The organism is Thermococcus sp. MAR1 (assembly GCF_012027305.1).
Taxonomy (GTDB): domain Archaea; phylum Methanobacteriota_B; class Thermococci; order Thermococcales; family Thermococcaceae; genus Thermococcus.
In genome coordinates, this window is sequence record NZ_SNUF01000002.1 from 32,689 (window position 1) to 50,431 (window position 17,743).

The window sequence follows — 17,743 nt, forward strand, 5'->3', positions numbered from 1 at the left end:
TCCATTTATAAAGATTTAGCCAATGCTCAATTGAGATTTCGGGAAAATACGCCCGATAAGGGTTTAAAACCTAAAGTTGAGGTGGGAAAATGGGGTTTGCCGCACCGTTCCTGTGGTCCCTTATCGTCTACCTACTCCTCACCGCGGGCTCGGGAAGCGTTATCGCCTGGAGCCCCGGGGAGCTGGTTGCAGGAATTGTAATAGCGGCCATCATCGGCTACGCCACAAAGGACATCATGAACGAAAAGCTGAGTTACTTCTTCAACCCGAAGAGATGGCTACTGTTCATAGTATACGCCATAGGGCCGTTCTTCTTTGCAATGGCCAAGGCCAACCTTGATGTCGCATACAGGGTCATAACGGGCAAGATACGGCCGGGGATAGTCAAGATATCACCCGACCTGACCAGAGACGAGAGCAGAACTCTCCTCGCCAACTCGATAACCCTGACGCCTGGAACCTTCACCCTGGAGATAGACGAGGAGGGCAATTTCTACGTTCACTGGATAAACGTGCCGCCCGGAAAGGAGAAGCCCACCCCTGAGGAGCTGTGTGGGTACCTTCCAAAATGGGCAAGGAGGATTGCGGAATGATAGAGAGCATGTTCATGTGGGCCATAATACTGCTCATGTTTTCGGCAACGCTGACCCTCATAAGGCTCCTAGCGGGGCCGACGATACCCGACAGGGCCGTCGCCCTGGACTCCATGACGACCACCACGGCGGGAGCGATGGTAATCTATGGCGTGGTAACCAGGCAGGCGGTCTTCATAGATGTGGCACTGGTTTACGCGGTCCTGAGCTACATCGCGACCCTCTACATAGCCCGCTATCTGGTCAAAAAGAGAGTGGGAGTTGCATGCGAGTGCGAGGAGGGGGAGGCGGTATGATAGAGTGGGTGATAGCGGTATTCCTGGCCATCGGCGTGTTCTTCAACCTTCTGGCCAGCGTTGGCATCCTTCGCTTCCCCGACGTCTACACGAGGATACACGCGGCAACAAAATGCACGACCTTCGGCACGATATTCATAGTGCTGGCCACGGTTACCTACGCGGTATACAGCTACTTCTGGGTGGAGAGGGACCCCTCGTGGATAACCATAGGGATACATTCCGCTCTGGTGGTCATATTCCTTGTCCTCACCAACCCCGTAGGAGCCCACGCCATCGGCAGGGCCGCCAGAAAGTCGGGCATACTACCCCACGGGGCTGTTATAGACGAACTGGAGGGTCGCCTATGAACTTCGAAGAACTCTTCTGGGCGCTTCAGGTCATGGCGGGGCTGGGGCTTCTGGTATCAGCCATAGCGGCGGTGAGGTTCAAGAACCTTGTCTCGGCCGTTATCGCGATGGCGGTGTTCAGCCTGATACTCTCGCTGGAGTTCTACATACTCCAAGCGCCGGACGTCGCGATAGCCGAGGCGGGAGTTGGAGCGTGCCTCACGACGGCCATGTACCTCCTGGCGATCAAGAAAACCACCGATGAGGAGGTGATAGAATGAGGCGCGCATTAGGCCTCTTCGCGTTCATGGGCTTCACGCTGTTCCTCCTCGTGGCCGTGACAAGCCTCAGACCCTTCGGAGAGCCGGCCCACACCGAGATGGACTCCTACTTCATCGGGCACGCCCAGGAAGAAGCCTCGGCCAACAACGTCGTGACGAGCATAGTCTTCGACTACAGGGGTTTCGATACCCTCGGCGAGGCCACAGTGCTGTTCACCGCGGTTGCCGGCGTGTTGATGGCCCTCAGAAAGAGGGAGGTGAAAGCATGACGACACTCATCATCAAGACGACCACCAGGTACCTGACGGCGCTCATACTGACGTTTGGAGCATACATCATCCTCCACGGACACCTAACTCCTGGGGGAGGCTTTCAGGGGGGAGCCGTCTTCGCCAGTGGGCTTGCGCTCCTTTTAGTGGCGTGCGAAAAGGACGTCATAGCTAAGAGGTTCAGAAAGGTTCCGCTCAGCGCCTTTGAGAGCGTAGGCGCTCTTGGCTTTCTGGGAATGGCGACACTCGGCTTCATGGGGTACACGTTCTTCAGGAACGTCATAGCCAACAGCGGGTTCCCGCTCTTCGGAGACCCGACCCCGATAGGGATAAACCCAGGCTATCTGAACACGGGCGGAACGCTGCCGTACATGAACATATTCGTCGGAACGAAGGTTCTGGCCGGATTAACGAGCATAATCCTGGTGTTCTACCTCCTCCTGGGGGTGAGGAAGGATGAATAACGTAATTCTAGTCAACTTCCCGTTCATAGTCGTGGCGCTCCTGCTGGCGGTGGGGTTCTACACGATAGGCTTCAAAAGGAACCTCATCAAGGTCGTCATAGGCATTGAAATCCTTGAGGGGGCAGTCAACCTGTTTCTGATAGCCCTCGGATACGTCAAAGGCGCCTACGCCCCGATATACACCATGGCACCGAAGGAAGCCGTTAACAACATGGTTCTGCCGACGCCCCAGGCACTCACTCTGACGAGCATAGTCATAGGTGTCGCCGTATCGGCCCTCATGCTCGCCTTCGCCGTCAACATCTACGAGCACTACGGAACCCTTGACGTTACAAAGGTCAGGAGGCTGAAAGGATGATCGAGCACCTGCCGGCACTCATGATAGCCGTGCCCCTATTCGGGGCGTTTATAGCGCCTCTGCTGAAGAAGAAGGGAAGTGCTCCAGCCGTCTGGGCAATAATCATCACCACCGTTACGCTAGGTATCGGACTGCTACTCGTCAAAGAAGTGCTCGCTCAGGGCATGATGGTGTACGTCTTCGGGGCGGACAGGCCAACCCTCGTCCTGCCTTCCGGCTACAGGGTTCCGGTGAGGATAATCTTCGAGGTCGACGCGATAGGGGCTTTCATGGCGCTCTCGGCAACGCTCATGAGCTTCATCGGAGCGCTCTACTCCTACAGCCACGTGAGGAATGAGACCGGCCTTGAGAAGTACTACGCGCTGCTCCTCCTGCTTGAGGTTGGAATCCTCGGCATGGTCCTGACGGGAGACCTGTTCAACCTATTCGTGTTCCTTGAGATAGCCGGAATAGCCGGTTCGGCGCTGGTAGGCTTCAGGAACTACAGGGGGGAGGCGAGCGAGGCCGGAATCAAGTACCTCATAGTCAGCGCGGTCGCTTCACTGATGGTGCTGTTCTCAATAGGCCTGCTCTACGGTCAGTACGGAAACCTCAACATGGCCTACCTGAGCACTCAGATAAGCTTCAACACCGTCGACATGATAGCCCTCGGAATACTCTTCGCGTCCTTCGCGATGAAGTGCGGTTCCGTGCCGACCCACCACTGGGTCCCCGATGCCTACACCGAGGTCCCCTCCGGAATCAACCCCACTCTCCTGGTGGCGACCTACGCGAGCCTCTACGCCCTCTTCAGGGTGAGCTTCAGCCTCTTCGGTAAGGTGACCATGAACATGAGCAGCCTCGGGTGGATAATGAGCATCCTCGGAGTCCTCACGATGTTCATAGGCGTCACCATGGCGCTCGTCCAGAAGGACGTCAAGAGGCTCATGAGCTACCACGCGATTTCACAGACAGGCTACATGCTCCTCGGAGTCGGCGTTGGCCTGGCAGTTCTCAACGACCCGGCAAAGCTCGCCGCCTTCGGAAGGGACGCGATGGCAGGTGGAATATTCCACATAATCAACCACATCATCTACAAGAGCCTCCTCCTCATGACCGCTGGGGCGCTCTTCTACGTCACCGGGACGAGGAACCTCAACGAGATGGGAGGCTTAGCCAGAAAGATGCCGTACACCACGATAGCCTTCATAGTCGGTGCCGCGGCAATATCGGGAATACCGCCCTTCAACGGCTTTGCAAGCAAGTTCCTCATCTACGAGACGTCCTACCAGCTCAGCCCGATCTTCGCGGTGTTCGCGATGGTCACGAGCGTCCTGACATTAGCGTCCTTCGTCAAGGTCTTTGCCTCGGCCTTCCTCGGACCGCCGGTCAAGAAGTACGAAGAGGTACGAGAGGTTCCGAGGAGCATGGTAGTGGCGATGCTAATCCTAGCGGCGCTGTGTATCCTCTTCGGTCTGTTCCCGAACGTGGTGCTGGACAAGCTGGTGTACCCGGCAGTTGACGCGCTGCTGAAGCTGAGCAGCTACCAGACGTGGGGTGGTCTGCCATGACCTGGATTGAGAGCCTTACGCTGAACTCGCCGTCGGGCTTCTGGAACCCGATAGTCTGGCTGGCGTTCCTGGTTGTCTTCGCGGTCATCGGTTACCTCATTTATTCGCGCGGAAACAGAAGCTACAAGCCCAACACTGACCAAGTGAAGCCCTTCCTGAGCGGCAACGAGGTTGAGGACGTGGAAGAAATCCGCGTAAGGGCCGGCGACATATACTGGGGCTTCATCGAGGCGCTCAAGGGCTACTACAGCGTCCTCATGAGAATGCACACAGGAGACGTCAGGGACTACATACTCTGGTACCTCGGACTCGGTGCAGTAATCTTGTTCGTCCTCGTGGGGGGTGTGTGAATGGGGAAGCTGACCAACTTTAAACGCTCCCTCTGGGTTTTCCATGCCTCCGGAGGGAGCTGTAACGCCTGCGATATCGAGATTATAGCCGCGTTAACACCGCGCTACGACGCCGAGCGCTTTGGAATCAAACTCGTCGGAAGTCCAAGGCACGCTGATGTCCTCCTCGTAACCGGGGCCATTCCAAGGGACTTCGCCGACAAGCTGAGGCGCATATACGAGCAGATGCCCGACCCAAAAGCCGTCGTGGTCATCGGGAACTGCGGAACCACTGGCGGAGTGTTCTACGACTCCTACAACATAGCCGGCCCGATAGACGAGGTAATCCCTGTGGACGTCTACGTCCCCGGCTGCCCCCCGAGGCCGGAGGCAATAATAGACGGCGTTGTGAAGGCTTGGCTCAAGATAGAGAAACTGGAAAAGGAGCTGGAGGGGAAGAAAGAATGAGGGAACCAATGAGCGCGGAAGAGGTCCTCAAGAGGCTCCAGGAGGCGCTCGGGGAGGCCATACTCTCCCACGAGGTCAGGGAGTACACCATGGGCGTCAGGAGGAAGAGAACGTACAGGGAACTCTGGATAGAGATAGACCCGGAGGCCTTCAGAAAGGCCGTCGAAGTCATGTTCGAGCTTGACTACCCGCACCTGCACTTCATAACAGGAGAGGACGATGGGGGCGACTCTCTGAGGATGGTCTACTCCTTCGGCCTGTTCTGGGCCATTCCCTGGGGAGAGCTCAGCGTCACCATGCGCTTCAACCTTCCAAAGGATAACCTAGTCCTGCCGACGATAACCGACCTGATGCCCGGGGCGGAGACAAACGAGAGGGAAATCAGGGAGATGCTGGGCGTTGAGTTCGAGGGACTGAAGAACAAGAGGCACCTCTTCCTGCCGGACGACTGGCCCGAGGGCAAGTACCCCTGGAGGAAGGACGAGCACGGCGTCGAGGACATGGTGAAGCACACCCACAGGAGCGTGAACGAAATAAGGAAGATGAGGGGTGAGGAGTGATGGCGAAAACCCAGTACTACGTCCCCGTCGGGCCCATTCATCCCGCACTGAAGGAGCCTATAAGGGTTGAGGCTAAGGTCGAGGGCGAGAGGATAGTCGAGGTCGACGTCAAGAGGGGCTTCGCCCACAGGGGAATAGAGTACATGGGCATGAAGAGGAACGCGATACAGACGCTCTACCTCTCGGAGAGGATATGCGGAATCTGCTCGATATCGCACCCCTATGCCTTCGTCATAGGAAGCGAGAAGGCCCTGGGAATAGAGGCTCCTCCAAGGGCCCAGTACATAAGGACGATAATAGCCGAGCTGGAGAGGATTCACAGTCACATACTCTGGCTCGGTGTGGTTGCCCACGAGATGGGCTTCGACTCCCTCCTGTTCTGGACGTGGAAGGGCAGGGAAAAGGTCCTCGACATACTTGAGCTTCTCACCGGGAACAGGATAAACTACTCCGTGTTCATGATAGGCGGCGTCAGGAGGGATATCAAGGAGAGCCACGTCAAGGCCCTCAAGGACATGATAAACTACTACAGGATATTCACGGAGGAGATGAAAGACGTCTTCCTGGCAGACCCTGTCTACAAGGCAAGAACCAGGGGAGTGGCACAGCTCTCCAGGGATATGGCAAAGAAGCTTAACGTATGCGGGCCCGTTGCCAGGGCCGCTGGCTTGAGGATGGACGTCAGGCAGGACAACCCGTACGACGCCTACGCTGACATCGGGGTCAGGGCAGTGGTTCCCCAGGACATAGTGGGCGAGGCCAGGGGAGATGCCTACGATATAACCATGGTGAGGCTCTACGAGATAGAGCAGAGCCTCGACATAATCGAGTTCTGCCTCGAGGAGATGCCAGAGGGCAAGATAATGGCCATTCCGAACTACGTGGCGCTTCTGGCCAAGATACGGCGGAGCGAAGGGGAAGCGATAGGAATGCACGAGGCACCTCGCGGTGAGGTCATCCATTACTTCAAATACGGCAACAAGCGCGACGGACCGGTCGTCTGGAAGGTAATAGCGCCGAGCTACAACAACATCAACACCTGGGCTCCGCTCCTCCTCGGCGCTGAGGTGGCGGACATACCTATAGTCGTCGCCTACATCGACCCGTGCATGTGCTGCAACGACAGGGTCGCGGTGGTAAGGGACGAGAGCGGCAGGCTGATCGACCCCGCAACCCTGCACCTGAAGGCGGTTGAGAAAACAAGGAAGCTCAGGGAAGAGCTGGGGGTGAGGGCATGACCCCCGAGACCCTCATTTACGCGTTCACCTTCCCCGTGCTGGGGGTCTTCCTCGGGCTGGTCTACAAGGGTATAGACAGGTGCTTCTCGGCGAGGCTGACCTCAAGAATAGGCCCCCCCATAAGACAGCCCTTCTGGGACGTTGGCAAGCTGCTCCTGAAGGAAACCGTCGTTCCCGAGAACGCGGTGGCATGGATATTCAACGCCATGCCGATAGTTTCCTTCGCGGCCTCGATGACCCTGCTCCTCTACATACCCTTCGGAGTGCTCAAGGCCCCGCTCGAGGGCTACGGAGACTTAATCGTCATCCTCTACCTGCTAACCCTACAGTCGCTGGCAATGGCCATAGGCGGCTTCGCCTCAGGAAGTCCGTTCTCATCGGTGGGTGCGCAGAGGGAAATGGTGCTCATGATGAGCTACGAGATGCCGCTGGCGACGGTCATAGTCGGCTTCGCCGTGCTCTACCGGAGCTTCTCGCTGACGACCATAGCCAGCACACCGGTGTGGGGCGTCGCGGGTCCGCTCGCCGCCATGGGCGTGCTGCTGCTCTTCATAGCTCTGCTAGTCGTCACGCCGGCCGAGCTGGCCAAACTGCCCTTTGACATCGCAGAGGCTGAGACGGAGATATGTGAGGGTATGCTCGCCGAGTACAGCGGGAGGAACCTTGCTCTGTTCTACCTCTCCGATGCCGTCAGGGGCTTCGCCATGGCGGCGCTGGAGGTGGTGCTGTTCTTCCCGTTCACGCTGACGAGCATGCTGAACCTGAGCCTCACTGGAACAGCATACTACGCCGTCGAGGCGCTGTGGTTCCTCTTCAAGGTGCTGGCGATATACCTGCTCGCCATAACGCTGGTCAGGACGTCCTTCGCCAGGTTCAGGATAGAGCAGGCATCCAGAGTGTTCTGGGTCTACGTCAACATCATAGCGCTCGTCGGACTCGCGCTGGTATGGCTGGGGGTGTGAAGCATGGTAAACAAGATGATGTTCGTCCTGCTAAAGCAGCTCGTCAAAAAGCCAGCCACAAATCCCTTCCCCGTCAAGCATGCTCCCGCTAACGTCACTGCCCTAATAGAGAAGGTGCAGAAGGGAGAGGTTCAGATAAACCCACCCGTTCCGGTTCCCGAAGGGTTCAGGGGTAAGCTCATCTATGACCCTGAGAGATGCATAGGCTGCAGGCTGTGCATAATGGTCTGCCCGGCGGATGCCATGGAGTGGGTACCGGAGCTCAAGAAGATAAGGCACTACGTCTCGCGCTGCATGTTCTGCGCCCTCTGCGTCGATGTCTGTCCGGGCAAGAAGTTCCCCGGCGAGGATAAGGCCGTCAAGGCGCTCAGGATGAGCGAGGAGTTCCTGCTAGCGGACTACGACAAGTACAGCGACAACCTGATAGAGGAGCCTCCCGAGGCAAAGGAGCCCTTCAAAAAAGAGGTGAAGGAGGCAGTGGAGTCAGAAGGCTAGCGTGAGCTAAGCCTCCATCCCCTTTTTTCCCACCCCGCTTCTGTAGTCGTAATCCCTGATGAGGGATTCAACGGCCCTCTCGTGGAGCCTCTCAGTGGAGCCGAGGTAAGAAAAGACCGCCCTCAGGGTTTCCTCATCGGCCTTCTCGGCTAGAATCGAGTAAACCCTCTCTGCAACCTCCTCCAGCTCAAGGGCGCACTTAAGAACGGCAAAAACGTCGTTCTCACTCTCGAGCTCCCTTATATCGGAGAGCCCCTCCAACGATGGGCCGTTGACTGCAGGAATCTCCGCCCCGAACTTCCTCGTGTAAAGGGCCCTCAGCTTCTTCTCATGTCTCCTAGCTTCCTGGCCGAGGAGTTTGAACATATCCCAGACGGCCCCATCAATCTCCATGCCCCTGGCCTTCTCGGCCAGCTTCTCGTAAAGCAGGGCCTTATCACCCTCTAGGGATATCCAGTGGGCGAGAAGCTCCTTCAGCGGAAGCTCCTCAAGGAAAGACAATCCTTCGAGATCGACCATCTCACTCACCCAGTAAACCATACTCGGGAGGTTTTATACGGGCTTTGGCACAACCGTCTATGGAAGGAGTTTAGGAGAAAAGAACCGCCGGCAAAGGATTTATCAAAAGAAGAAATGTTTTTGAATCGGATTTCGGGTTTTCATATCTTTTTCTAGCCGAAGGACATATTAACAACGCCCTTAAAGACCCGAGTTTCAGATTGCCCATATCCGCTTCCGATTCATTACCTAAAAGGTTCCAGAGGAAGTAAGAGACCGGACGAAACTTATGGAAACATCTCAACTCAAGTTTTGTGGCCCATAAGCTTCCTCAGAGCCTCATAATGACCCCTCTCTATGTCAGCCAAGCGGAGGTAGATTCTCCTCAGCTCTTCTCTATGGCACTCCTCCGCTAGCTTTCTGTAAATTGTCTCCGCGAGCTTCTCGGCTTCCATAGCGTTCTGTAAAACGTCCTCAAAATCCCCGACCTTCCAGAACTTGCCCAAGACGTGGGTAGCTTCGAGACTCGGGATATCAATCTCGACTGGATTCTCACCATATTTTTCTCTGTAGATCCCGTAAAGTTCGTCGCCGTGCTCCTTTGACTCCTTGCCAAGCCTTTCAAAGGTCTCATAGACCTCCTTTGGAAGACCAAGCTCTTTCGCTCTTTCAGCGAGCCTGAGGTAGGCTTCGGCCTCCTCGTATTCTCCCCTAATCCAGTAACTGAGCAGTTCGCGCTCGTTGAGCTTCCTAATTTCGTTCAGAATCTCGACTACCACGTCAACCACCCAACCTTTCGTATTCCCTCTTTAAAGCCTCATAATGGCTCTTCTCGACGTCCGCGAGCTTGAGGTAAAGTTCCCTGAGCCTTTCCTCACTTACCTTCCCTGCAAGCATTTTGTAGGCGTTCATAGCTATGAGCTCGCTCTCCATGGCCGCTTCAAGAACCTCTCTGACCTGATCCGCCCTCTCGAACTTATCTAGGACTGGAACCACCTCAAGGGGAGGTATTCCAGTTGATGGCTCCTTCCCGAAGGATTTTCTAAACTCCTTTGTGAGTTCTTCGGCGTGTCTTTTTGAGTCTCTGCTCAGCTTGAGAAATGTCTCGGTAAGACTCTGGGGAAGTCCAAGATTCCTGGCCCTCTCAGCAAGCTCTCCGTAGAACTTCGCTTCCTCCTCCTCGCTCTTTATCCAATAGGCTAAAGCTTTCTCATAGGTGAGGTTCTGCAACCTCTCGATAATCTCCTCAACCTCGAACATTTTTGACCCCCAACTCACTAGGCGTTGAACCTAATTAAGCTTTTCAATCCACCACCTCAAAGCGAAGGAACTCACCCCTCCGCACAAGCCCGATCCCGGCTTTCTTTCCAAAGACCTCAACCACGAGGGTGTAATCCGGGTCACTCAGGTTGACTTTCAGGCCGAAGCGCTCGACCACCAGGGAACCAAGGCCGATCTCAAGCTCCCTCTGGGAAAGCTTTTTGTTTCCCCTGACCTTTGCCCGAACGGCGAAGGTTCCGTCTATTTTCCCCGCCAGCTGGAGGACGGCCCCTTCAATCTCCTCCCTCTTTGCTGGAACGATGATGTCGAGGGGAACAACCCTCTGTATAGCCTGGGTCTCAAAGTCTCTCAGCCGTTCTAGAGCTTCGCCCTTCGACAGAGGCGTCTCAGCTAGGAGGACCCCCTTCCAGTCCGTTCCCCGGACCCGGACCTTCCCCAGCGCCCATTCCAGTTCAAGTATCCCATCACCCTCGCGTCCCTGTGGGGTCGTGACGAGAAGAATCGTCATCTCCGCTCACCGATGGACAGGTTTTTATATTTCGCGTTCCTAAACTATGCGGTGAGTTAAAATGGAAGCCGGTGGCCTTAAGCTTTATCCCTATCAGTCATACGAAGTTTACGGTCTTTCTCGGAACCCCTTTGAACAGCTTGCAAGCGAGGGAATAAGCGACGTCGAGAGCATTCACGTCTATCAGGAGATAGACATGCGCCTTCAGATGATAATCTCCGAGGTGATCGGCAATAAAAGCTCGATAGCCATGAGCATCGTAGGCCCCCTCGGAATGGGCAAGACCCAGAGGCTCAAGACAATAGCCAAGGCCATAGAGGAGAACCGGGGAAAGGCGATATACGTCAAAGTTGACACCAACGACATCCTCAAGCTCACGCGCGACATCTTCTACGCCCTCAAGCCGCCGAAGAGCAGGACGAACATCTTCCTGGAAAACCTCTCAAGGAAGCTCGGGTTCATAGACAGGCTCGAGAAGATGTTGAGCAGCAGGGACGAGTACAAGAGCAGGGACATAGCCGAGCTTCTGACCGAGCAGATGGGCAAGTATCCATACTGCGCCCTTCTCCTGGACGAGCTTGAGAACATGCAGACCGCGAGCGAGAGGGAGAAGATACAGTTTTTCGAGATGCTCAGGCACTTCATCAGCAACATGCCCCAGGGCTGTATCGTTGCATTCGCCTGCGTTCCCGAGGCTTACGATGAGTACACGAAGATATTCCCGGCGTTCTTCATGCGCCTGCACTACGAGTTCAAGCTCAGACCGATGAGCATAGACGAAGCCTACGAGCTCGTCAAGAAGAGACTCAACCGGGTCAGGATAAAGGACACCGACGACCCGCTCTACCCATTCACAGAGGAGGCTGTTAAACTCATCCACGAGCTCGGAAAGGGCAATCCCAGGCAGATTCTCCGCCTGCTCCACTACGTTCTGAGCGAAGCCGCGAAGCACAAGTTCGACCCGATAGACGACTACGTGGTGACCACCATACTAGAGGAGCCGAAGAGCCTTGAGGAGTATCTCACAAGGATTCCAAAGGAGTACAAGGACTTAGTTGAAGCCATCGTTTACGAGTTCAACGGCGGACCGGTGAGCTACATCCAGATAGCCAAGGTCGTCAAGAGGCCCGGAATACAGGTCTACGACCAGCTCAACGAGCTGATTCGCCTCGGCTTCCTGGTCGGAGACCCCAAGGGCAACTACAAGGTCCCCGAGTATGTGAGGAAGTTCCTGGAGGAGAGCGAAGAGGCCGAAGAAGGCGAAGAGTGATAGTCCATGCCAAACTACGACGTTCACCTCCTGAGCGGCATAGTTACCTATCCGCTCACCGTGTTTATCGCGTTCATAATCCGGGACTACGTGGGAATCCCCTTTGTCCTCAGTACGGCGGCGATGGTCATAGGCTACGCTCTCTACGTCCTTGGCAGCGATCTGCCGGACATGGATCATCCCAACGCACTGATACACCGCGGGACGAAGCCGATAGTGGCGGTGGCTGTCGGGAGCGCGGTATTCATTCAGAGCGTTGACTCCGTGCACCTCGGCGAATCCTGGCTCAATATCACAGCGGCTTGGGGAATCGGGGCGCTGACCGCTCTCGTGGCCTGGTTCGCCTTCACATGGATTATGCCAAGACACAGGGGAATAGTCCACTCACTACTCTTTGCGGCAGTGTACGGCCTCCTGGGCTACGCTCTCGTTGAGTTCGGTCTCGGAATGAGTACGGGGGAGGCCCTCTTCGTCGGTTTCGCGGCCTTCTGCGGCTATACCCTTCACCTGCTCCTCGACGGGGAGCTATCACTGCTGTAGAGAAACTCTTTTATTTCCAGTCTTCGTATTTATCCCGGTGGTTGCATGGAAGGCAGGTTCTGGAGGGACACGGGAAATACAAGGTTCTGCTCACGATGGACGTCCCACTGAAGCAGGGCGAACACGCGGGGACGGAACTCCTGATAGAACCCGTGGAAGGGTTCCCCGAGGGCAGTCTGGAAATTAACGTCGTGGTATGAATACCCACCACTGGGCAACAACGCTTTTAAATAGCTCACGTTAGAAAAGCCCGGAGGTGGGAGAGATGTTCAGTCTGGGAGGATTCTCACGCGGAGGCGAATACGAAAACAAGACCTGGGACGTGCTCATCATCGGTGCAGGTCCGGCAGGATTCACCGCGGCGATATACGCGGCGCGCTTCGGACTTGAAACGCTGATCATCAGCAAAGACCTGGGCGGAAACATGGCACTGACTGACCTTATAGAGAACTACCCCGGGTTCATCAAGATAAGCGGTTCAGAGCTTACCAACAGAATGCACGAGCAGGTCAAGAACCTCGGCATTGACGTTATCTTCGACGAGGTCGAGAGAATTGACCCAACCGAGTGCGCCTACTACGAGGGCCCGTGCAAGTTCGCGGTTAAAACAAAGAACGGAAAGGCCTACAAGGCAAAGACCATAATCATAGCCGTCGGCGCCGCGCCGAGAAAGCTCCACGTTCCGGGCGAGGAAGAACTGACCGGAAGGGGCGTTTCCTACTGCGCGACCTGCGACGGCCCGCTCTTCAAGGGCAAGAAGGTCATAGTCGTTGGTGGAGGCAACACGGCACTTCAGGAGGCACTCTACCTGAAGAGCATAGAAGTAGATGTTACCCTCGTCCACAGGCGCGACCAGTTCAGGGCCGACAAGATACTCCAGGACCGCTTTAGGGAAAGCGGCATTCCGGCGATACTCAACACCGTCGTGACCGAAATAATCGGCAAGGACAAGGTCGAGGCCGTAAAGCTCAGGAACCGCGTGACCGGTGAGGAGACCGAGATGCCCGTTGACGGCGTCTTCATATTCATCGGCTACGAGCCGAAGACGGACTTCGTCAAGCACCTCGGCATAACCGACGAGTACGGCTACATCCCGGTGGACATGTACATGCGCACCAAGGTGAAGGGCATCTTTGCAGCTGGCGATATAACCAACGTCTTCAAGCAGATTGCCGTTGCTGTAGGTCAGGGAGCTATTGCCGCAAACTCCGCCAAGGAGCTCCTCGAGGAGTGGAACTCAAAGGTCGTGGAGTGAGGTTCTCTTCTTTTTTAACCGCTCTTTAAGCTCCCTTTTCGTCAGGTACACGATTTCACTGGAGTCTCCGATGATATAGGGCTCCTTAACACACTCTCCTGAGGTGCTATCGAAGATGCCACAGAGATATGCGAGGAGGGTAATTAGCACTACATCACTCAGAGAAAAGGACCCTTGAACCACCGCGGACGTTAGGAGAATCACGGCAACGAGAAGAAAGCACCTCCTCATATCTCCCCACCTTTAAGTGGACTCCTCAATATCACTCGGCCTCCCAAAGGGCAATGATATCGTCTTGATACTCCCTGTCTTCATCAAACAGAAAGTTCTTATCAAAGAAAGATATCAGGAGAAAAGTCCACAGTACAACAAAAGGAACGACCTTGATTGCTATTTCTAAGGCGTTTATCAGGTCTTCCCTACCCGTGAGAACGTTCAGAGTGGTTATCATCACCATGGCTATCACCGAACTGGTCAAGATTGCTTTCCCGATTTTACCCTTCTCCCTTTTCTCCTGCGAGATCTCACTATCCAACCACCGAAAACAAAAACCACTTGAAGTTTATTAGCTTTGTGCCCTTATGAGTGATGACGTTTTATAAACTCATTTCTCCCAGGTGTTTATCGAAAATTCTTCGGTCAAAGATGTTCATTGATGAACACAGGCTTATATAGGATAACCCCCATCACCCTTCGGTGATGCACATGGTGGTTAGACCGAACGTTAAAGAACTCCCCGGACCCAAGGCCAAGGAGGTCATTGAGAAGAACTTTGAAGCCCTCGCAGTTACCACACAGGACCCGGAGACCCTCCCGATAGTCATTGACCACGGAGATGGAATCCTCGTTTACGATGTCGATGGAAACACCTTCTACGACTTCGGAAGCGGTGTCGGTGTTCTCAACGTCGGACACGCCCACCCAAGGGTCGTTGAGGCCGTTAAGAGGCAGGCCGAGAAGTTCACCCACTTCGCTCTGAACGACTTCTTCTACGAGAACGCTGTCATACTCGCCCAGAAGCTCGCAGAGCTTTCACCCGGAGACTTCCCGAAGAAGGTTGTCTACCAGAACAGCGGTGCAGAGGCCAACGAGGCCATGATGAAGCTCGTCAAGTACGGCACCGGAAGGAAAAGGTTCATCGCCTTCTATCATGCATTCCACGGCAGGAGCCAGGCCGTTCTCAGCCTTACCGCCAGTAAATGGGTTCAGCAGGACAGGTTCTTCCCAACCATGCCCGGAGTCGAGCACATACCCTATCCGAACCCCTACAGGAACCCCTGGCACATAGACGGTTACGCCGAGCCGGACGAGCTCGTCAACCGCGTTATCGAGTTCATCGAGGAGTATGTGTTTAGACACGTCCCGCCCCACGAGGTCGGAGCCATAGTCTTCGAGCCGATACAGGGCGAAGGCGGCTATGTCGTTCCGCCGAAGAACTTCTTCAAGGAACTCAAGAAGCTCGCCGACAGCTACGGCATACTTTTGGCAGACGACGAGGTTCAGATGGGCGTTGGAAGGACCGGAAAGTTCTGGGCCATCGAGCACTTTGACGTTGCACCTGACACCATACAGTTCGGCAAGGCCATTGGCGGTGGCATTCCGCTCGCCGGTGTCGTCCACAGAGCTGATATTGCCTTCGACAAGCCGGGCAGGCACGCCTCGACCTTCGGCGGCAACCCGGTTGCCATAGCGGCGGGAATAGAGGTCGTCGAGATAGTCAAGGAGCTCCTCCCGCACGTCCAGGAGGTCGGCAACTACCTCCACAAGTACCTCAAGGAGCTTGAGGAGAAGTACGAGGTCATCGGAGATGCCAGAGGTCTCGGATTGGCTCAGGCCGTCGAGATAGTCAAGAGCAAGGACACCAAGGAGAAGAACCCCAAGCTCCGCGATGCCATCGTCAAAGAGGCCGTCAAGCGCGGGCTTATCCTCCTCGGCTGTGGCGACAACAGCATAAGGTTCATACCGCCGCTGACCATAAGCAAGGAAGAGATAGACGTCGCGATGGAGATATTCGAGGAGAGCCTCAAAGCCGCTCTCGGCTGAGCCTCTTTTTTATCCCTTTACCCTCCCATCGGTTTTATCCAGTTTGTAAACGGTTACTACCGCGGCAACAAGTTTTTAAAGTTATAACTTGAAAAACCTCACGGTGGTGATGGCGATGGACCTGACCAAAATCCTGGAACCCTACGGCCACTACGTGCTCGGGGGCGCTGTGGTCATTTTCCTCGCGTACGTCTGGGCAAAGAGAAGGGAGTACCAGGCACCGGCAACGATAGCCCTTTCCGCCATCCTAGCGGCGGTCGTGGCAATAGCAACGAACCTAGTAAAGGTTCCAACCCCCGCCACGGGGGGCTACATCAACTTCGGAGACACAATGGTCATGTTCTCGGCAATGACCTTTGGCCCGGTAATCGGCGTCTTCGCCGGAGGCGTCGGCTCGGCCCTCGGTGACATCATGGGCGGCTATGCAGGGTGGGCCCCGATAACGCTGGTGGTTAAAGGCCTTGAAGGTCTTGCAATTGGGTATATTGCCAGAAGGAGCGATAACGTCTCGACGATGGTCATAGCGGGCATCGTCGGTGGAATCATAATGGTCTCCGGCTACTTCCTCTTCGAGGCGTACATGTTCGGAGTCCCCGCGGCACTCACCGAGGTGCCAGGAAACATGCTCCAAGCCGTCACGGGAATACTCGTGGGCACAGGTCTGGCAACGATAATAAAGAAGAGGTATCCGGAGGTCGCGGATTTAATTTAGACTTCCAGCTTCTTCAATTCTTCCCACATTTCACTCTCTTTGAGCAGAGGCTCGACGGAGATTCTCCGAGAGGCCCTCTTCATCTGTCCCAGATACTTTGAGTCGGCAACGACCGCGTCGTAGCCGAGCTCCTCTATCTTGTATATTCTCAGCCTGCAGTCCCTGAGCATTCCAGCAGCGTACTCTAGGAAGCCGGGTCCGACTAGGAGTATGTCGGGTTCGAGCCCTTCCCCGTGTAGCTCCTCGATGGCCCTGCCTAGTATGTCCCTGATCTCATCAACTCCCTGCATTCTTAGCCCCCTCCACAATCTTCACTCCACTCGAAGTTCCAATCCTCGTTGCTCCCGCCTCTATCATCGCCAGTGCCTGCTCGTAGGTTCTGATGCCCCCCGCGGCCTTGACCCCCATCTCCGGGCCGACGACTCCTCTCATGAGCCTTACGTCCTCAACGGTGGCACCGCCGGTTCCAAAGCCGGTGGAGGTCTTAACGAAGTCAGCCCCGGCTTCCTTTGCCAGCTCACAGGCCTTGACCTTCTCCTCCTCGGTGAGGTAGCACGTCTCGATGATGACCTTGACCTTCGCACCCCTCTCGTGGGCGACCTTAACGACCTCGGCTATGTCGTTTTTCACGTACCCGTAGTCCCCGTCCTTGAGGGCGCCGATGTTTATGACCATGTCCAGCTCGTCGGCCCCGTCCTCAAGCGCTTTCATTGCCTCGAAGACCTTGACCTCAGTTGGGGTAGCTCCGAGCGGGAAGCCTATGACGCTCGCGACCTTGACGTCGGCGCCCTTCTCGCGGAGATAGTCCCTGGCCAGCTTAACCCGGTAGGGGTTGACGCAGACGGCGTAAAAGCCGTACTCTATCGCCTCATCGCAGAGCTTCTTAATGTCATCGGCGGTAGCGTAGGGTTTGAGGTTCGTATGGTCAATATACTTGGCGACATCGATGTGATCACCCATAACCATCACCAATGACTACTTTCCCAGAAGGTATTTAGGCTTTTTCTCCTCAAAAATGAGCAATTTATCGGAAAATCTGCAGAGTTTCATTGAATCTTCGTCGATTTGTTGGCAAAGCCTACCATGAGATGAAGAAACCACATCATCGTGTGGAATCTCCAAGCCGCTTCAGGAACTCAACGAACCTCTCGGCAACCGCGTCATCACCCAGGATGGGCTTCTCGTTCCCAGCGGCTATGTGTTCAAGAACCTCAACGGCGTTATCCCAGCTCTCCTCAAGGCTATTCCCCTTCGGAATCGGATTCCTGAGAACGTGCCATCTCCCCGTTGGGGGGTCGTAGAACAGCACCCTGGGGATGTAGTCCAGATCCATGAACGTGTTGTCCAGGCTGAGCTCTATCCGAAAGCCATCGACCTCGACGAAGCCGTCCTCGCGTAGCAATTTCTTCCAGTCCATGGGGAAAAGTTGGAGGGGGAGTTTAAA

General features: G+C 55.4%; 29 protein-coding genes. 20 read left to right on the plus strand and 9 right to left on the minus strand.

The window, feature by feature from the left end; all coding sequences use genetic code 11:
- The first annotated feature begins 89 nt into the window (after positions 1 to 89).
- Genes E3E25_RS08180 through E3E25_RS08245 form a run of 14 tightly spaced genes read left to right on the plus strand, consistent with a single transcriptional unit; the run spans position 90 to position 8,192 of the window.
- Entirely contained in the window at positions 90 to 593 is a 504-nt protein-coding gene (locus tag E3E25_RS08180; protein ID WP_167892832.1) for a Na+/H+ antiporter subunit E, read from the plus strand.
- Positions 590 to 889: a cation:proton antiporter gene (locus tag E3E25_RS08185; protein WP_240910799.1), complete on the plus strand. Its 300-nt coding sequence runs from the start codon at positions 590 to 592 to the stop codon at positions 887 to 889. Before E3E25_RS08180 ends, E3E25_RS08185 begins: the two co-directional genes overlap by 4 nt.
- On the plus strand, positions 886 to 1,239 hold the full coding sequence (gene mnhG, locus E3E25_RS08190) for a monovalent cation/H(+) antiporter subunit G (RefSeq protein WP_167892833.1): 354 nt from the start codon (positions 886 to 888) through the stop codon (positions 1,237 to 1,239). Before E3E25_RS08185 ends, mnhG begins: the two co-directional genes overlap by 4 nt.
- Entirely contained in the window at positions 1,236 to 1,499 is a 264-nt protein-coding gene (locus E3E25_RS08195; RefSeq protein ID WP_167892834.1) for a hydrogenase subunit MbhD domain-containing protein, read from the plus strand. Before mnhG ends, E3E25_RS08195 begins: the two co-directional genes overlap by 4 nt.
- Positions 1,496 to 1,768: a hydrogen gas-evolving membrane-bound hydrogenase subunit E gene (gene mbhE, locus E3E25_RS08200; protein WP_167892835.1), complete on the plus strand. Its 273-nt coding sequence runs from the start codon at positions 1,496 to 1,498 to the stop codon at positions 1,766 to 1,768. Before E3E25_RS08195 ends, mbhE begins: the two co-directional genes overlap by 4 nt.
- On the plus strand, positions 1,765 to 2,232 hold the full coding sequence (locus tag E3E25_RS08205; RefSeq protein ID WP_167892836.1) for an MnhB domain-containing protein: 468 nt from the start codon (positions 1,765 to 1,767) through the stop codon (positions 2,230 to 2,232). Before mbhE ends, E3E25_RS08205 begins: the two co-directional genes overlap by 4 nt.
- Entirely contained in the window at positions 2,225 to 2,590 is a 366-nt protein-coding gene (locus E3E25_RS08210; protein WP_167892837.1) for a sodium:proton antiporter, read from the plus strand. Before E3E25_RS08205 ends, E3E25_RS08210 begins: the two co-directional genes overlap by 8 nt.
- Positions 2,587 to 4,140, plus strand: a complete 1,554-nt coding sequence (locus tag E3E25_RS08215) for a proton-conducting transporter membrane subunit (protein WP_167892838.1) — start codon at positions 2,587 to 2,589, stop codon at positions 4,138 to 4,140. The genes E3E25_RS08210 and E3E25_RS08215 overlap by 4 nt, the downstream gene beginning before the upstream one ends.
- The gene (locus tag E3E25_RS08220; protein ID WP_167892839.1) at positions 4,137 to 4,490 is read left to right on the plus strand and encodes a hydrogenase; all 354 of its coding nucleotides are present in this window, start codon (positions 4,137 to 4,139) and stop codon (positions 4,488 to 4,490) included. The genes E3E25_RS08215 and E3E25_RS08220 overlap by 4 nt, the downstream gene beginning before the upstream one ends.
- Positions 4,491 to 4,937 (plus strand): NADH-quinone oxidoreductase subunit B family protein, encoded by a 447-nt coding sequence (locus E3E25_RS08225; RefSeq protein WP_167892840.1) that lies wholly within the window; start codon positions 4,491 to 4,493, stop codon positions 4,935 to 4,937.
- The gene (locus tag E3E25_RS08230) at positions 4,934 to 5,497 is read left to right on the plus strand and encodes an NADH-quinone oxidoreductase subunit C (RefSeq protein ID WP_167892841.1); all 564 of its coding nucleotides are present in this window, start codon (positions 4,934 to 4,936) and stop codon (positions 5,495 to 5,497) included. The genes E3E25_RS08225 and E3E25_RS08230 overlap by 4 nt, the downstream gene beginning before the upstream one ends.
- Entirely contained in the window at positions 5,497 to 6,735 is a 1,239-nt protein-coding gene (locus E3E25_RS08235; protein ID WP_167892842.1) for a nickel-dependent hydrogenase large subunit, read from the plus strand. The genes E3E25_RS08230 and E3E25_RS08235 overlap by 1 nt, the downstream gene beginning before the upstream one ends.
- Positions 6,732 to 7,697, plus strand: a complete 966-nt coding sequence (locus E3E25_RS08240) for a respiratory chain complex I subunit 1 family protein (protein WP_167892843.1) — start codon at positions 6,732 to 6,734, stop codon at positions 7,695 to 7,697. The genes E3E25_RS08235 and E3E25_RS08240 overlap by 4 nt, the downstream gene beginning before the upstream one ends.
- 3 nt (positions 7,698 to 7,700) lie before the next feature.
- Entirely contained in the window at positions 7,701 to 8,192 is a 492-nt protein-coding gene (locus tag E3E25_RS08245) for a 4Fe-4S dicluster domain-containing protein (RefSeq protein ID WP_167892844.1), read from the plus strand.
- 6 nt (positions 8,193 to 8,198) lie between these two features.
- On the opposite strand, the gene E3E25_RS08250 is transcribed toward E3E25_RS08245, so the two are convergent.
- From E3E25_RS08250 to E3E25_RS08265, 4 genes are all read right to left on the minus strand, one after another.
- The gene (locus E3E25_RS08250; protein ID WP_167892845.1) at positions 8,199 to 8,711 is read right to left on the minus strand and encodes a ferritin family protein; all 513 of its coding nucleotides are present in this window, start codon (positions 8,709 to 8,711) and stop codon (positions 8,199 to 8,201) included.
- A 284-nt stretch (positions 8,712 to 8,995) separates the two neighbouring features.
- Positions 8,996 to 9,478: a ferritin family protein gene (locus E3E25_RS08255; RefSeq protein ID WP_370456671.1), complete on the minus strand. Its 483-nt coding sequence runs from the start codon at positions 9,476 to 9,478 to the stop codon at positions 8,996 to 8,998.
- Positions 9,471 to 9,950: a ferritin family protein gene (locus E3E25_RS08260; protein WP_167892846.1), complete on the minus strand. Its 480-nt coding sequence runs from the start codon at positions 9,948 to 9,950 to the stop codon at positions 9,471 to 9,473. The genes E3E25_RS08255 and E3E25_RS08260 overlap by 8 nt, the downstream gene beginning before the upstream one ends.
- Before the next feature lie 43 nt (positions 9,951 to 9,993).
- Positions 9,994 to 10,479: a THUMP domain-containing protein gene (locus tag E3E25_RS08265; RefSeq protein WP_167892847.1), complete on the minus strand. Its 486-nt coding sequence runs from the start codon at positions 10,477 to 10,479 to the stop codon at positions 9,994 to 9,996.
- A gap of 61 nt (positions 10,480 to 10,540) precedes the next feature.
- Between E3E25_RS08265 and E3E25_RS08270 the strand changes: the two genes are divergently transcribed.
- The 4 genes from E3E25_RS08270 (at position 10,541) to trxB (ending at position 13,544) form a co-directional block, all read left to right on the plus strand.
- A complete protein-coding gene (locus E3E25_RS08270) occupies positions 10,541 to 11,749 on the plus strand; it encodes an ATPase (protein ID WP_167892848.1) in 1,209 nt (402 codons plus the stop codon).
- A gap of 6 nt (positions 11,750 to 11,755) precedes the next feature.
- On the plus strand, positions 11,756 to 12,289 hold the full coding sequence (locus E3E25_RS08275) for a metal-dependent hydrolase (RefSeq protein ID WP_167892849.1): 534 nt from the start codon (positions 11,756 to 11,758) through the stop codon (positions 12,287 to 12,289).
- 41 nt (positions 12,290 to 12,330) lie between these two features.
- Entirely contained in the window at positions 12,331 to 12,489 is a 159-nt protein-coding gene (locus tag E3E25_RS08280; RefSeq protein WP_167892850.1) for a hypothetical protein, read from the plus strand.
- A gap of 65 nt (positions 12,490 to 12,554) precedes the next feature.
- Positions 12,555 to 13,544 (plus strand): thioredoxin-disulfide reductase, encoded by a 990-nt coding sequence (gene trxB, locus E3E25_RS08285; RefSeq protein WP_167893127.1) that lies wholly within the window; start codon positions 12,555 to 12,557, stop codon positions 13,542 to 13,544.
- Here the strand turns inward: trxB and E3E25_RS08290 are convergent.
- Together E3E25_RS08290 and E3E25_RS08295 are read right to left on the minus strand one after the other, a co-directional pair.
- On the minus strand, positions 13,527 to 13,775 hold the full coding sequence (locus E3E25_RS08290) for a hypothetical protein (protein ID WP_167892851.1): 249 nt from the start codon (positions 13,773 to 13,775) through the stop codon (positions 13,527 to 13,529). The two genes, trxB and E3E25_RS08290, sit on opposite strands and share 18 nt — an antisense overlap.
- Positions 13,776 to 13,806: 31 nt before the next feature.
- Positions 13,807 to 14,079 (minus strand): hypothetical protein, encoded by a 273-nt coding sequence (locus E3E25_RS08295; RefSeq protein WP_167892852.1) that lies wholly within the window; start codon positions 14,077 to 14,079, stop codon positions 13,807 to 13,809.
- Between the two features lie 170 nt (positions 14,080 to 14,249).
- On the opposite strand from E3E25_RS08295, the gene E3E25_RS08300 reads away from it, so the two are divergent.
- A complete protein-coding gene (locus E3E25_RS08300; RefSeq protein ID WP_167893128.1) occupies positions 14,250 to 15,587 on the plus strand; it encodes an ornithine aminotransferase in 1,338 nt (445 codons plus the stop codon).
- A 109-nt stretch (positions 15,588 to 15,696) separates the two neighbouring features.
- Positions 15,697 to 16,299: an ECF transporter S component gene (locus E3E25_RS08305; protein WP_167893130.1), complete on the plus strand. Its 603-nt coding sequence runs from the start codon at positions 15,697 to 15,699 to the stop codon at positions 16,297 to 16,299.
- Here the strand turns inward: E3E25_RS08305 and E3E25_RS08310 are convergent.
- The 3 genes from E3E25_RS08310 to E3E25_RS08320 form a co-directional block, all read right to left on the minus strand.
- Positions 16,296 to 16,589, minus strand: coding sequence for a family 4B encapsulin nanocompartment shell protein (locus tag E3E25_RS08310; protein ID WP_167892853.1), 294 nt, complete (start codon positions 16,587 to 16,589; stop codon positions 16,296 to 16,298). The two genes, E3E25_RS08305 and E3E25_RS08310, sit on opposite strands and share 4 nt — an antisense overlap.
- Positions 16,576 to 17,259 (minus strand): deoxyribose-phosphate aldolase, encoded by a 684-nt coding sequence (gene deoC, locus E3E25_RS08315; protein ID WP_167893129.1) that lies wholly within the window; start codon positions 17,257 to 17,259, stop codon positions 16,576 to 16,578. The genes E3E25_RS08310 and deoC overlap by 14 nt, the downstream gene beginning before the upstream one ends.
- A 142-nt stretch (positions 17,260 to 17,401) precedes the next feature.
- Positions 17,402 to 17,716 (minus strand): hypothetical protein, encoded by a 315-nt coding sequence (locus E3E25_RS08320; protein ID WP_167892854.1) that lies wholly within the window; start codon positions 17,714 to 17,716, stop codon positions 17,402 to 17,404.
- Positions 17,717 to 17,743: the final 27 nt, after the last annotated feature.

Excerpts from the sequence above, each read along its gene's own strand:
- E3E25_RS08180 (WP_167892832.1), top strand. The coding sequence starts at position 90 with ATGGGGTTTGCCGCACCGTTCCTGTGGTCCCTTATCGTCTACCTACTC.
- E3E25_RS08185 (WP_240910799.1), top strand. The coding sequence starts at position 590 with ATGATAGAGAGCATGTTCATGTGGGCCATAATACTGCTCATGTTTTCG.
- mnhG (WP_167892833.1), top strand. The coding sequence starts at position 886 with ATGATAGAGTGGGTGATAGCGGTATTCCTGGCCATCGGCGTGTTCTTC.
- E3E25_RS08195 (WP_167892834.1), top strand. The coding sequence starts at position 1,236 with ATGAACTTCGAAGAACTCTTCTGGGCGCTTCAGGTCATGGCGGGGCTG.
- mbhE (WP_167892835.1), top strand. The coding sequence starts at position 1,496 with ATGAGGCGCGCATTAGGCCTCTTCGCGTTCATGGGCTTCACGCTGTTC.
- E3E25_RS08205 (WP_167892836.1), top strand. The coding sequence starts at position 1,765 with ATGACGACACTCATCATCAAGACGACCACCAGGTACCTGACGGCGCTC.
- E3E25_RS08210 (WP_167892837.1), top strand. The coding sequence starts at position 2,225 with ATGAATAACGTAATTCTAGTCAACTTCCCGTTCATAGTCGTGGCGCTC.
- E3E25_RS08215 (WP_167892838.1), top strand. The coding sequence starts at position 2,587 with ATGATCGAGCACCTGCCGGCACTCATGATAGCCGTGCCCCTATTCGGG.
- E3E25_RS08220 (WP_167892839.1), top strand. The coding sequence starts at position 4,137 with ATGACCTGGATTGAGAGCCTTACGCTGAACTCGCCGTCGGGCTTCTGG.
- E3E25_RS08225 (WP_167892840.1), top strand. The coding sequence starts at position 4,491 with ATGGGGAAGCTGACCAACTTTAAACGCTCCCTCTGGGTTTTCCATGCC.
- E3E25_RS08230 (WP_167892841.1), top strand. The coding sequence starts at position 4,934 with ATGAGGGAACCAATGAGCGCGGAAGAGGTCCTCAAGAGGCTCCAGGAG.
- E3E25_RS08235 (WP_167892842.1), top strand. The coding sequence starts at position 5,497 with ATGGCGAAAACCCAGTACTACGTCCCCGTCGGGCCCATTCATCCCGCA.
- E3E25_RS08240 (WP_167892843.1), top strand. The coding sequence starts at position 6,732 with ATGACCCCCGAGACCCTCATTTACGCGTTCACCTTCCCCGTGCTGGGG.
- E3E25_RS08245 (WP_167892844.1), top strand. The coding sequence starts at position 7,701 with ATGGTAAACAAGATGATGTTCGTCCTGCTAAAGCAGCTCGTCAAAAAG.
- E3E25_RS08250 (WP_167892845.1), bottom strand. The coding sequence starts at position 8,711 with ATGGTCGATCTCGAAGGATTGTCTTTCCTTGAGGAGCTTCCGCTGAAG.
- E3E25_RS08260 (WP_167892846.1), bottom strand. The coding sequence starts at position 9,950 with ATGTTCGAGGTTGAGGAGATTATCGAGAGGTTGCAGAACCTCACCTAT.
- E3E25_RS08265 (WP_167892847.1), bottom strand. The coding sequence starts at position 10,479 with ATGACGATTCTTCTCGTCACGACCCCACAGGGACGCGAGGGTGATGGG.
- E3E25_RS08270 (WP_167892848.1), top strand. The coding sequence starts at position 10,541 with ATGGAAGCCGGTGGCCTTAAGCTTTATCCCTATCAGTCATACGAAGTT.
- E3E25_RS08275 (WP_167892849.1), top strand. The coding sequence starts at position 11,756 with ATGCCAAACTACGACGTTCACCTCCTGAGCGGCATAGTTACCTATCCG.
- trxB (WP_167893127.1), top strand. The coding sequence starts at position 12,555 with ATGTTCAGTCTGGGAGGATTCTCACGCGGAGGCGAATACGAAAACAAG.
- E3E25_RS08290 (WP_167892851.1), bottom strand. The coding sequence starts at position 13,775 with ATGAGGAGGTGCTTTCTTCTCGTTGCCGTGATTCTCCTAACGTCCGCG.
- E3E25_RS08300 (WP_167893128.1), top strand. The coding sequence starts at position 14,250 with ATGGTGGTTAGACCGAACGTTAAAGAACTCCCCGGACCCAAGGCCAAG.
- E3E25_RS08305 (WP_167893130.1), top strand. The coding sequence starts at position 15,697 with ATGGCGATGGACCTGACCAAAATCCTGGAACCCTACGGCCACTACGTG.
- E3E25_RS08310 (WP_167892853.1), bottom strand. The coding sequence starts at position 16,589 with ATGCAGGGAGTTGATGAGATCAGGGACATACTAGGCAGGGCCATCGAG.
- deoC (WP_167893129.1), bottom strand. The coding sequence starts at position 17,259 with ATGGGTGATCACATCGATGTCGCCAAGTATATTGACCATACGAACCTC.
- E3E25_RS08320 (WP_167892854.1), bottom strand. The coding sequence starts at position 17,716 with ATGGACTGGAAGAAATTGCTACGCGAGGACGGCTTCGTCGAGGTCGAT.